The following is a 12,038-nucleotide window of genomic DNA, read 5'->3' as shown; positions in this document are numbered from 1 at the left end:
GACGGCTGGCTAGACTCTGCACACCTCTGGCATGGAAGACGTGGCTGCATGGACTCTATCGATTCGCTGGAACATACCGCCTGGCTCACCCACGAAGGGTGGCGGCTGCTGGCGTTCGCGATGGCCTCGCAAGTGCCTGAAGGCTTCGCCAATCTCGACGCCCGTGGCCAGTTGCCGCCTTCGGCCCTTGCCGAAACCCTGACAACTGCGCGCATGACCCACAGCTTTGCCCTGGCGCACCTCCAGGGTGTACCAGGCTGCCTGGCATTGGTGGCGCATGGCGTACGGGCCTTGCGCGGGCCGTTGCATGACGCCACGTACGGCGGTTGGTTCGATCGCCCGCAAGGGCAGGGTGGCAACGGCAAGGCGGCCTACCTGCATGCCTTCGTCGCGCTGGCCGCAAGCTCGGCAGTGGTAGCCGGTGCCAGCGGTGCGCAGGGTGTGCTGGAGGAGGCGATCCGGGTCATCGAGGAACGCTTTTGGAGCGAGGCAGAGGGGGCGTTGTGCGAGTCCTTTGCCAGCGACTGGCAGCAACCGGAAGCCTACCGTGGTGCCAACAGCAACATGCACGCCACCGAGGCCTTTCTCGCCCTGGCGGATGTGACCGGCGATGCGCTCTGGCTGCAGCGCGCCCTGCGCATCGTCGAGCGCATCATTCAAGGCCATGCGGCTGCCAGCGACTACCGCGTGGTCGAACATTTCGATGCGCACTGGCAACCGCTGCCTGAATACAATCAGGCCAACCCCACCGATCACTTCCGGCCTTATGGCGCGACACCTGGCCACGCGTTCGAATGGTCACGCCTGCTTCTGCACCTGGAGGCTGCACGGCACTTGGCCGGGTTGTCTACGCCGGCGTGGCTGCTGGCCAGTGCGCGAGCGCTGTTCGCCAACGCCTGCCGGCATGCCTGGAACGTCGATGGCGCCGAGGGCATCGTCTACACCCTGGGCTGGGACAACCAGCCCAGGGTGCGCGAGCGCCTGCACTGGGTGCATGCCGAAGCGTGCGCCAGTGCGGCAGCCTTGCTGCGGCGCACCGGTGAGCAGCAGTACGCGGGTTGGTATGGCTGTTTCTGGGCATTCATCAACAGCCACTTCATCGACCGCGCCGGTGGAAGCTGGCACCACGAACTCGACCCTGGCAACCAGCCTGCAGCGGCTATCTGGGCAGGCAAGCCAGACCTCTATCACGCCTATCAGGCTGTGCTGTTGCCCACCTTGCCGTTGGCACCGAGCCTGGCGAGCGCACTGGCGCGCAATGTAACCAAACGATGACATTCACGCATCGCTTCGTTACCTGGCGCAGCGACCGCTCTGATTAGACTCCATGCAATGCAAGCGATCGACTTGCCCGGCATAACAACAAGAAAGGTATTCCGATGAATTCGACTCTCCGCCTCGCTGCCGCGATCTCCCTCGCCTCGTTGTTCCCGCTCAGTGCCCTCGCTGCCGACGCCAAAGGCAGTGTCGAAGTGGTGCACTGGTGGACCTCGGGTGGTGAAAAAGCGGCTGTCGATGTACTCAAGGCCCAGGTCGAGAAGGATGGCTTCACCTGGAAGGATGGTGCAGTCGCCGGCGGTGGCGGCGCCACCGCCATGACCGTGCTCAAGAGCCGCGCCGTGGCCGGCAACCCGCCAGGCGTTGCCCAGATCAAGGGGCCCGACATTCAGGAATGGGCCGCCACCGGCCTGCTCGACACGGATGTGCTCAAGGATGTCGCCAAAGAAGAGAAGTGGGACTCGCTGCTCGACAAGAAAGTCGCCGACACCGTGAAGTACGACGGTGACTACGTGGCCGTACCGGTGAACATCCACCGCATCAACTGGCTATGGATCAACCCCGACGTCTTCAAGAAAGCCGGTATCGACAAGGCGCCGACCACCCTCGACGAATTCTACGCCGCCGCCGACAAGCTCAAGGCCGCCGGCTTCATTGCGCTCGCCCATGGTGGCCAGCCTTGGCAGGACAGCACGGTGTTCGAAAGCGTGGTGCTGTCGGTGATGGGGGCGGACGGCTACAAGAAAGCCCTGGTCGACCTCGACGAAGCAACGCTGACCGGGCCGCAAATGGTCAAGTCGCTGACCGAGCTGAAGAAGGTCGCCACCTACATGGACCCTGACGGCAAAGGCCAGGACTGGAACCTGGAAGCGGCCAAGGTCATCAATGGCAAGGCCGGCATGCAGATCATGGGCGACTGGGCCAAGAGCGAGTGGACCCTGGCGCACAAGACCGCCGGCAAGGATTACCAGTGCGTCGCGTTCCCCGGTACCGACAAAGCGTTCCTGTACAACATCGATTCGCTGGTGGTGTTCAAGCAGAAGGACGCAGGCACGGCTGCCGGCCAGCAGGACATCGCCCGCAACGTGTTGGGTCAGGACTTCCAGAAGGTCTTCAGTACCAACAAAGGGTCGATCCCGGTGCGTAACGACATGCTTGCCGATATGGGCAAGTATGGCTTCGACGCCTGCGCGCAGACGTCTGCCAAGGACTTCCTGGCCGACGCCAAAAGCGGTGGCCTGCAACCCAGCATGGCGCACAACATGGCCACCACGCTGGCGGTGCAGGGCGCCTTCTTCGATGTGGTGACCAACTACATCAACGACCCCAAGGCCGACCCGGCCGATGCGGCGAAGAAGCTGGCGGCGGCGATCAAGTCGGCCCGGTAACCGATCCCCAAAGGTGTAAACCAGGCCCGCCCCCACGGGGGGCGGAGCTCTCAATCGTTTGGGAAGCAGATCATGACCACAACTACCGCGCAACTGCGGGCCTCACCCCTGGACGCTCTGCAGCGCTGGCTACCCAAACTGGTGCTGGCGCCGAGCATGTTCATCGTTCTGGTGGGCTTCTATGGCTACATCCTGTGGACCTTCATACTGTCCTTCACCACCTCGACCTTTCTGCCGACCTACAAGTGGGCGGGCCTGGCGCAATACGCCCGGTTGTTCGACAACGACCGCTGGTGGGTGGCCAGCAAGAACCTGTTGGTGTTCGGGGGCCTGTTCATTGGCATCAGCCTGGCCATCGGTGTCCTGCTGGCGGTGTTGCTCGACCAGCGCATACGCCGCGAGGGTTTCATCCGCACCATTTACCTCTACCCCATGGCGCTGTCGATGATCGTCACCGGCACCGCCTGGAAGTGGCTGCTCAACCCCGGCATGGGCCTGGACAAACTGCTGCGCGACTGGGGCTGGGAAGGCTTTCGCCTGGACTGGCTGATCGACCCCGACCGGGTGGTGTACTGCCTGGTGATCGCCGCCGTGTGGCAAGCCTCGGGCTTCATCATGGCAATGTTCCTCGCCGGCCTGCGTGGCGTCGACCAGTCGATCATCCGCGCCGCGCAGATGGACGGCGCCAGCCTGCCGCGCATCTACTGGACCGTAGTATTGCCAAGCCTGCGCCCGGTGTTCTTCAGCGCCGTGATGATCCTCTCGCACATCGCCATCAAGAGCTTCGACCTGGTGGCCGCGATGACCGCCGGTGGCCCGGGGTACTCGTCCGACCTGCCGGCGATGTTCATGTACTCGTTCACCTTCAGCCGCGGCCAGATGGGCATGGGCTCGGCCAGCGCCATCCTCATGCTCGGGGCGATCCTGGCGATCCTCGTGCCTTACCTGTATTCGGAGCTGCGGAGCAAACGCCATGCATAGCCCTGCCGAAAAACCGGCGTTGAGCATCAGCCGCATCGCCATCCACGCTGTGCTGCTGATTGCCGTGCTGCTGTACCTGGTGCCGCTGGTAGTCATGCTGCTGACCAGCTTCAAGACCCCCGAAGACATCAGCAGCGGCAACCTGTTGAGCTGGCCGACCGTGGTCAGTGGCGTCGGCTGGGTCAAGGCGTGGGGCACGGTCAACGGGTACTTCTGGAACTCGATCATGATCACCGTGCCCGCCGTGCTGATCTCCACGGCCATCGGTGCGCTCAACGGCTATGTGCTGTCGATGTGGCGCTTCCGGGGCTCGCAACTGTTCTTCGGCCTGCTGCTGTTCGGCTGCTTCCTGCCGTTCCAGACCGTGCTGCTGCCGGCCTCGTTCACCCTTGGCAAACTGGGCCTGGCCAGTACCACCAGCGGCCTGGTGCTGGTGCATGTGGTCTACGGCCTGGCCTTTACCACGCTGTTCTTTCGCAACTTCTACGTGAGCATCCCCGATGCGCTGGTCAAGGCTGCGCGCCTGGATGGTGCCGGGTTCTTCACCATCTTCCGGCGCATCATCCTGCCGATGTCGACACCGATCATCATGGTCTGCCTGATCTGGCAATTCACCCAGATCTGGAACGACTTCCTGTTCGGTGTGGTGTTCGCCAGTGGTGACTCGCAACCGATCACCGTGGCCCTGAACAACCTGGTCAACACCAGCACCGGGGCCAAGGAATACAACGTCGACATGGCGGCGGCAATGATCGCCGGCCTGCCAACCCTGCTGGTCTATGTGGTGGCAGGCAAGTATTTCGTCCGCGGCCTCACGGCCGGCGCCGTCAAGGGGTAAGTCATGGCAACGCTTGAACTTCGCAATGTGAACAAGACCTACGGCAGCGGCTTGCCGGACACCCTCAAGGACATCCAGCTGTCGATCAAGGACGGCGAGTTCCTGATCCTGGTCGGCCCCTCGGGCTGTGGCAAGTCGACCTTGATGAACTGCATCGCCGGCCTTGAGCAGATCACCGGCGGTGCCATCCTGATCGACGAGCAGGACGTCAGCGGCATGAGCCCCAAGGACCGTGACATCGCCATGGTGTTCCAGTCCTACGCGCTGTACCCGACCATGAGCGTGCGTGAGAACATCGAGTTCGGCCTGAAGATCCGCAAGATGCCCCAGGCCGCCATCGACGAGGAGGTGGCGCGGGTGGCCAAGCTGCTGCAGATCGAGCACCTGCTCTCACGCAAGCCTGCCCAGCTCTCCGGCGGCCAGCAGCAGCGCGTGGCCATGGGCCGGGCGCTGGCCCGGCGGCCGAAGATCTACCTGTTCGACGAGCCGTTGTCCAACCTCGACGCCAAGCTGCGGGTCGAGATGCGCACCGAAATGAAACTGATGCACCAGCGCCTGAAGACCACCACGGTGTACGTCACCCATGACCAGATCGAGGCCATGACCCTGGGCGACAAAGTGGCGGTGATGAAGGACGGCATCATCCAGCAGTTCGGCACCCCGCAGCAGATCTACAACGACCCGGCGAACCAGTTCGTCGCCAGTTTCATCGGTTCGCCACCGATGAACTTCACTCCGGTGCGCCTGGCTCGGCAGGACGGGCGCCTATTGGCCCTGCTCGACAGCGGCCAGGCGCGTTGCGAGCTGCCGTTGGGCGTGGCCGGCGCTGAACTGGACGGGCGCGAGATCATCCTCGGCATCCGCCCCGAGCAGATTGCCCTGGGCACGGGAGAGGGCAATGGCCTGCCCGGCATCCGCGCCGACGTCCAGGTTACCGAGCCCACCGGGCCGGACCTGCTGGTGTTCGTCACCCTCAACCAGACCAAGGTCTGCTGCCGCCTGGCGCCGGATGTGGCGTGCAAGGTCGGCGACAGCCTGAACCTGCAGTTCGACCCGGCACGGGTACTGCTGTTTGACGCCGCCAGCGGCGAACGCCTGAGCCTGGACAACGCCAACGCTTCAGTGAAGGACAACGTGACTCACTTCAAGAGCCGTTGAATCGTCTACACCATCAATAAGAAAAAAGAGGACGCAAAGGGATGGAACAGCGCAATCGCATCAGGACCTTGGGCTCACTAGCCTTGCTTGCCGTGGTTGGCAGCAGCGGGGCGCAAGCCGCCGAGGCCTTCTCCAGCGAGTCGAAATGGATGACCGGCGACTGGGGCGGTACCCGCACCGAGCTGCTGGACAAAGGCTATGACTTCACCCTCGACTACGTAGGCGAGGTGGCGGGCAACCTCAACGGCGGCTACAACGACGACAAGACCGCACGCTACAGCGACCAGTTTGCCCTGGGTGCGCACCTGGACCTGGAAAAGATCTTTGGCTGGCACGACACCGAGTTCAAGCTGGCGATCACCGAGCGCAGCGGCCGCAACCTGTCCAACGACCGCATCAGCGACCCGCGTGCCGGCCAGTTCAGTTCGGTACAGGAAGTGTGGGGCCGCGGCCAGACCTGGCGGCTGACCCAGATGTGGATCAAGCAGAAGTACTTCGACGGTGCCCTGGATGTGAAATTCGGCCGCTTCGGCGAGGGTGAAGACTTCAACAGCTTCCCCTGTGACTTCCAGAACCTGGCCTTCTGCGGCTCGCAGGTGGGCAACTGGGTGGGCGGCATCTGGTACAACTGGCCGGTCAGCCAGTGGGCGCTGCGGGTCAAGTACAACATCACGCCTGAGTTCTTCGTGCAGGTCGGCGCGTTCGAGCAGAACCCCTCGAACCTGGAAACCGGCAACGGCTTCAAGCTCAGCGGCAGCGGCACCAAGGGCGCGATCCTGCCGGTGGAGGCGGTCTGGTCACCCCAGGTCAACGGCCTGCCGGGCGAGTACCGCTTCGGCTACTACTACAGCACGGCGGATGCCGAAGACATCTACGAAGACGTCAATGGCAACCCGCAAGGCATCAGCGGCGCGGGCTTCAAGTCGCACTCCAGCAAACATGGCTGGTGGGTGGTTGCGCAGCAGCAGGTGACCGCCCAGGGCGGCGATGCCAGTCGTGGTCTCAGCCTGTTTGCCAACTTCACCGTGCACGACAAGGCCACCAACGTGGTCGACAACTACCAGCAGGTCGGGCTGGTGTACAAAGGCGCCTTCGATGCCCGGCCCAAGGACGATATCGGGTTTGGGATCGCCCGCATTCACGTCAACGACGATGTGAAGAAGCGTGCCGAGCAGCTCAATGCCCAGAGCGGCATCAATGATTACGACAACCCGGGCTTCGTGCCGCTACAGCGCACCGAGTACAACGCCGAGCTGTATTACGGCTTTCACGTCACCAACTGGCTGACCGTGCGCCCCAACCTGCAATACATCAAGAGCCCGGGCGGGGTGGATGAGGTGGACAACGCGCTGGTCGCTGGTTTGAAGATTCAGTCGTCATTCTGAGCACATTTGTTGTAAATTTACGCCAATCCAATTTCGGCTCCCGGCATCCACTGGCTTGCAGTGGTTGTCGGGGATAGGCCGAGACAGCGCTATCTCAAACAACAAGAGCTTGGAACCATGCCCGAACATCCGCTACATCGCTTCTTTTCCGCACAGCGGCCCAGGCCGACATTCGAGTGGGAGCGTTACCAGCAGCGCGATGTCCTGATCATCGACCACCCTCTCTGCCAGGCTGTGTTCAGCCGGCAGGGCGCGCAGCTGCTGCACTTTCAACCCGCTGGCGAAAAGCCCTGGTTGTGGTGCGCCGAGCAATGGCCGCAGGTGGGGGCGATTCGGGGTGGTGTGCCGGTGTGCTGGCCGTGGTACGGCCGCCACCCCAGCGAGGACCTGTGGCCGGCCCATGGCTGGGCGCGCCTGCTGGACTGGAAGCTGGTGGACAGCCGCGAGGACGAGGAGGGTGTGACACTGAAGTGGCGCCTGGACCTGTGCGACTGGCAGGTCGACCTGCATGCACGGCTTGGCAGCCGCATGGAACTGCGCCTGAGTACCGAGCACCAGGACAGCGAGCCGTGCCAGTTGAGCCATGCGCTGCTGGCTTACTGGCGTATCAGTGACGTGTCCGAGATAGCGCTGTCTGGGCTTGAGGATATCGAAGGCTACGACCGCCTGAGCCGGCAGGCCTGCCGCGAGGAAGGTGCGCTGAAGCTCAAGGGTGGCTGCCAGAAAGTCTATCCGGGTACCCCGCGGGTGCAGCTGCAGGACCCGGCCTGGCAGCGCGAACTGTGCATCGACACCGGTGACAGCGATGACACCGTGGTCTGGCACCCGGGCAACCGCCCGCTGATGGGCGTGACCGGTCGCGAGTGCCAGGGCTTCGTCTGTGTCGAAGCCGCCAGTGGCAGTGGCGAGGGCCTGAGCCTGGCCCCGGGGCAGCGCGCGCACTTGCGTTTGCAGGCGCACCGGCTCAGTTGAGTTCGTCGTCCTCGATCGGGTAACGGCTGGCGTTGAGGCTTTCCTTGATCTTGCGCAGGTGCGGCTGGAAGTCCACGCCGCGGCGCAGGGTCATGCCGGTGGCCAGCACGTCGAGCACGGTCAGTTGGATGATTCGCGAGGTCATCGGCATGTAGATGTCGGTGTCTTCCGGCAGTGGAATGTGCAGGCTCAGGCTGCAGGCCTGGGCCAGCGGCGAGCCGGCAGCGGTCAGGCCCAGTACCGAGGCGCCGTTTTCACGGGCCACGCGCGCCACCTCGACCAGCTCGCGGGTGCGCCCGGTGTAGGAGATGATCACGAACAGGTCGCCGGTGTGGGCCACCGAGGCCAGCATGCGTTGCATCAGCACGTCGGCGTGGGCCGACACCGCCAGGTTGAAGCGGAAGAACTTGTGCTGGGCATCCAGGGCCACCGGCGCCGAGGCGCCAAGGCCGAAGAAGTGGATCTGCCTGGCCTGGATCATCATGTCCACGGCGCGGCTGACCTGCTGCGGGTCGAGTTGCTGGCAGGCGCTGTCGAGCGAGGCGATGGCGCTGCCGAAAATCTTCTGGGTGTAGGCAGCAGGGTCGTCGTCGGCCTCGACGGCGCGGCTCACATAGGCAGCGCCACTGGCCAGGCTCTGCGCCAGCTGCAGCTTGAGCTCGGGGTAGCCGCTGACGCCGAACGACCGGCAGAAGCGGTTGACGGTCGGTTCGCTGACCTTGGCCGCCTGGGCCAGTGCAGCAATGCTGAAACGGGTGGCTTGTTGCGGGTTGAGCAGGATGACTTCGGCGACTTTGCGTTCGGCCTTGTTCAGCTCGTCGAGGCGTCCCTGGATCTGTTCCAGGAGGTTTCGCACGCGGTCCATGGGTGTGTCCTTGGGTCGGGAAGACAGCCGGCTGACGGAGCAGCGGGCCTTTTGCACGGTCGTCTATCGTACTGTCGGTGCGTGTGCCGCACCACTTGTCTGTAGTATTCGTCGGTAATGTTGTTAGTTTTACTACATTTCCCCTTGAAAACCGTATGTGAAAGCGGTATTCCTAGACCAACTTTAGGAAAGAACCAACATCATGGCTGCGATCAGTGTCGAACCTTGCACCTTTGCCCTGTTTGGCGCCCTGGGCGACCTGGCATTGCGCAAGCTGTTTCCAGCGCTCTATCAGCTCGACCGTGCCAACCTGCTGCACCCGGACACCCGCCTGCTGGCGCTGGCACGCGAGAGCGGCAGCGCGCAGGAGCACCTGCACACCATCGAAGCGCACCTGCGTCGGCACGTCGCCGATGCCGACATCGAGCCCGCCGCGCTCGGCCGCTTCCTGGGCCGGCTGAGCTACCAGCATCTGGACTTCCTCCAGCCTGAGGGCTACCAGGCGCTGGCCGAGCAGTTGCCAGGCGAGTTGCCCTTGATTGCCTACTTCGCCACGGCGGCTGCAGTATACGGCGCCATCTGCGAAAACCTCGACAGGGCCGGCCTGGCAGCGCGCACCCGCGTGGTGCTGGAAAAGCCGATCGGCCACGACCTGGAGTCGTCGCGCCGGGTCAACGATGCGGTGGCGCGGTTCTTCCCCGAGAGCCGGGTCTATCGCATCGACCATTACCTGGGCAAGGAGACGGTGCAGAACCTGATCGCGCTGCGCTTTGCCAACAGCCTGTTCGAAACCCAGTGGAACCAGAATTCCATCTCCCATGTGGAGATCACCGTGGCCGAAAAAGTCGGCATCGAAGGCCGCTGGGGCTATTTCGACAAGGCCGGCCAACTGCGCGACATGATCCAGAACCACTTGTTGCAGCTGCTGTGCCTGATTGCCATGGACCCGCCCAGCGAGCTCTCGGCCGACAGCATTCGTGACGAGAAGGTCAAGGTGCTCAAGGCGCTGGCGCCGATCACCGGCGATGGCTTGAGCACCCGTGTGGTGCGCGGCCAGTACATCGCCGGTTACAGCGACGGCAAGCCGGTGCCCGGCTACCTGGAAGAAGACAACGCCAACGCCCAGAGCGACACCGAGACCTTCGTCGCCCTGCGTGCCGATATCCGCAACTGGCGCTGGTCGGGCGTGCCGTTCTACCTGCGTACCGGCAAGCGCATGCCGCAGAAGCTGTCGCAGATCGTCATCCACTTCAAGGAAACCCCGCACTACATCTTCGCCCCGGAACAACGTTTGCAGGTCGGTAACAAGCTGATCATCCGCCTGCAACCGGACGAAGGCATTTCTTTACGGGTGATGACCAAGGAGCAAGGCCTGGACAAGGGCATGCAACTGCGCAGTGGCCCATTGCAGCTGAATTTTTCCGATGCCTGGCGCAGCGCGCGGATTCCGGATGCCTACGAACGCCTGTTGCTCGAGGTGATGCGCGGCAACCAGAACCTGTTCGTGCGCAAGGATGAAATCGAATATGCCTGGAAATGGTGCGACCAGTTGATCGCCGGCTGGCAAAGCGCAGGTGATGCGCCCAAGCCATACGCGGCGGGGTCCTGGGGGCCGATGAGCTCGATCGCACTGATCACACGAGACGGGAGGGCGTGGTATGGCGATATCTGAACTGCAATTGCCGGCGGCGGTAAAGGCGCATGAACTGGCCGATGGCAAGACCCTGGCGGCAACGCTGGCCCGCGATGTGGCCGAGCGGTTGCGGGCGGCAATTGCCGCAAAAGGCCAGGCTTGCGTGGTGTTGTCCGGTGGGCGCAGCCCGGTGCCGTTTCTCGAGCGCTTGGCTGCCGAGGCGCTGGACTGGTCGAAAGTGACCGTAAGCCTGGCGGATGAGCGCTGGGTGCCGGTGGAGCATGCCGACAGCAACGCCGGCCTGCTGGCCCGTCACCTGCTCAAGGGCGCGGCGGCCAAGGCCCGCTTCATTGGCCTGTACCAGCAGGCCGAGAACCTGGAACTCGCGGCGGCCAACGCCGATCAGGCACTGGCAGACCTGCCGGCCATCGACGTGCTGGTGCTGGGCATGGGCGACGATGGCCATACCGCCTCGCTGTTCCCCAACAGCCCCAAACTGGACGACGGCCTGGCCGCCAGCAGCCCACGCCGCTGCCTGCCGATGCTGGCGCCCAGCGTGCCGCACCAGCGCCTGTCGATGACCCGCGCGTTGCTGGCCAGTGCTGGCTTCATCGCGCTGGCCGTGCAAGGCCCGAACAAACTCGCTACCCTGCGCGCCGCGCTGGCGGGCAATGACCTTACCGAAATGCCGATACGCGCCTTTCTCCACGACCCCCTGGACATCTACTGGTGCCCATGAGCCAAGGATCCACAGTCATGACCACCCTTGAACGCCCACAGACTCTGCTCTCGATGGCCGACAAAGCCGCCCGGATCGACGCGATCTGCGACAAGGCGCGCATCCTGCCGGTGATCACCATCGCCCGTGAGCAAGACATCCTGCCGCTGGCCGACGCGCTGGCCGCAGGTGGCATTCGTACCCTTGAGGTGACCCTGCGCTCCCAGCACGGCCTGAAGGCGATCCAGGTGCTGCGCGAACAGCGACCAGAGCTGTGCATCGGTGCGGGTACGGTACTCGACCGCAGCATGTTCGCGGCGGTCGAAGCGGCTGGTGCGCAGTTCGTGGTCACCCCAGGCATCACCCAGGACATTCTCCAGGCGGGTGTCGACAGCGACATCCCGCTGCTGCCGGGCATCAGTACGCCGTCCGAAATCATGATGGGCTACGCCCTGGGCTACCGTCGGTTCAAGTTGTTCCCGGCGGAAATCAGCGGTGGCGTGGCAGCGATCAAGGCGTTTGGCGGCCCGTTCGGCGACATCCGCTTCTGCCCGACTGGCGGGGTGAACCCGGCCAATGTGCGCAACTACATGGCGTTGCCCAATGTGATGTGTGTGGGGGGTACCTGGATGCTCGACAGTAGCTGGATCAAGAACGGCGATTGGGCGCGGATCGAAGCGTGCAGTGCCGAGGCGATTGCGCTGCTGGACTGAAACTGAATGTGTTGTGTGCTTTACGGCTTATGGGGCGCTTGGTCGGCGCCCCTTTTTTTTGCCTGCAGGTTTGGTGTTGCCGGTGCTGGCCTCTTCGCGGGGCAAGCCT

The 12,038-nt window shown here is 63.7% G+C and carries 11 protein-coding genes; 10 read left to right on the top strand and 1 reads right to left on the bottom strand.

Features of this window, described 5'->3' with window-relative positions; genetic code table 11:
• The first annotated feature begins 48 nt into the window (after positions 1-48).
• The 7 genes from NP534_RS05945 to NP534_RS05915 all read left to right on the top strand — a co-directional run bounded on the left by NP534_RS05945 (position 49) and on the right by NP534_RS05915 (position 8,000).
• Positions 49-1,275: a D-mannose isomerase gene (locus tag NP534_RS05945; protein ID WP_274098113.1), complete on the top strand. Its 1,227-nt coding sequence runs from the start codon at positions 49-51 to the stop codon at positions 1,273-1,275.
• Between the two features lie 104 nt (positions 1,276-1,379).
• Positions 1,380-2,666, top strand: a complete 1,287-nt coding sequence (locus NP534_RS05940; RefSeq protein ID WP_274098112.1) for an ABC transporter substrate-binding protein — start codon at positions 1,380-1,382, stop codon at positions 2,664-2,666.
• Positions 2,667-2,738: 72 nt separating this feature from the next.
• Complete coding sequence (locus NP534_RS05935) at positions 2,739-3,647, top strand: carbohydrate ABC transporter permease (RefSeq protein WP_274098111.1); 909 nt, start codon at positions 2,739-2,741, stop codon at positions 3,645-3,647.
• Positions 3,640-4,485, top strand: a complete 846-nt coding sequence (locus NP534_RS05930) for a carbohydrate ABC transporter permease (protein ID WP_274098110.1) — start codon at positions 3,640-3,642, stop codon at positions 4,483-4,485. The genes NP534_RS05935 and NP534_RS05930 overlap by 8 nt, the downstream gene beginning before the upstream one ends.
• Before the next feature lie 3 nt (positions 4,486-4,488).
• The gene (locus NP534_RS05925; protein WP_274098109.1) at positions 4,489-5,643 is read left to right on the top strand and encodes an ABC transporter ATP-binding protein; all 1,155 of its coding nucleotides are present in this window, start codon (positions 4,489-4,491) and stop codon (positions 5,641-5,643) included.
• Positions 5,644-5,684: 41 nt separating this feature from the next.
• Entirely contained in the window at positions 5,685-7,028 is a 1,344-nt protein-coding gene (locus NP534_RS05920) for a carbohydrate porin (RefSeq protein WP_274098108.1), read from the top strand.
• Positions 7,029-7,145: 117 nt separating this feature from the next.
• Positions 7,146-8,000, top strand: coding sequence for a D-hexose-6-phosphate mutarotase (locus tag NP534_RS05915; protein WP_047581462.1), 855 nt, complete (start codon positions 7,146-7,148; stop codon positions 7,998-8,000).
• On the opposite strand, the gene hexR is transcribed toward NP534_RS05915, so the two are convergent.
• Positions 7,993-8,856 carry a DNA-binding transcriptional regulator HexR gene (gene hexR / locus NP534_RS05910; protein ID WP_172960401.1) on the bottom strand — a complete coding sequence of 288 codons (864 nt, stop codon included), beginning with the start codon at positions 8,854-8,856 and terminating at the stop codon, positions 7,993-7,995. The genes NP534_RS05915 and hexR overlap by 8 nt on opposite strands.
• A gap of 211 nt (positions 8,857-9,067) precedes the next feature.
• On the opposite strand from hexR, the gene zwf reads away from it, so the two are divergent.
• The 3 genes from zwf to NP534_RS05895 are packed head-to-tail and all read left to right on the top strand — an operon-like array spanning position 9,068 to position 11,929.
• Positions 9,068-10,537, top strand: coding sequence for a glucose-6-phosphate dehydrogenase (gene zwf, locus NP534_RS05905; RefSeq protein ID WP_033701019.1), 1,470 nt, complete (start codon positions 9,068-9,070; stop codon positions 10,535-10,537).
• Positions 10,524-11,237, top strand: a complete 714-nt coding sequence (pgl, locus tag NP534_RS05900) for a 6-phosphogluconolactonase (RefSeq protein ID WP_274098107.1) — start codon at positions 10,524-10,526, stop codon at positions 11,235-11,237. The genes zwf and pgl overlap by 14 nt, the downstream gene beginning before the upstream one ends.
• Positions 11,238-11,254: 17 nt before the next feature.
• Positions 11,255-11,929 carry a bifunctional 4-hydroxy-2-oxoglutarate aldolase/2-dehydro-3-deoxy-phosphogluconate aldolase gene (locus NP534_RS05895; RefSeq protein ID WP_033701015.1) on the top strand — a complete coding sequence of 225 codons (675 nt, stop codon included), beginning with the start codon at positions 11,255-11,257 and terminating at the stop codon, positions 11,927-11,929.
• Positions 11,930-12,038: the final 109 nt, after the last annotated feature.

Origin of the sequence: Pseudomonas sp. 39004 (assembly GCF_028682155.1) — a bacterium.
Classification (GTDB): domain Bacteria; phylum Pseudomonadota; class Gammaproteobacteria; order Pseudomonadales; family Pseudomonadaceae; genus Aquipseudomonas; species Aquipseudomonas capeferrum.
Note: the sequence above shows the minus strand (reverse complement) of the source record. Positions and strands in the feature narration are given on the sequence as shown.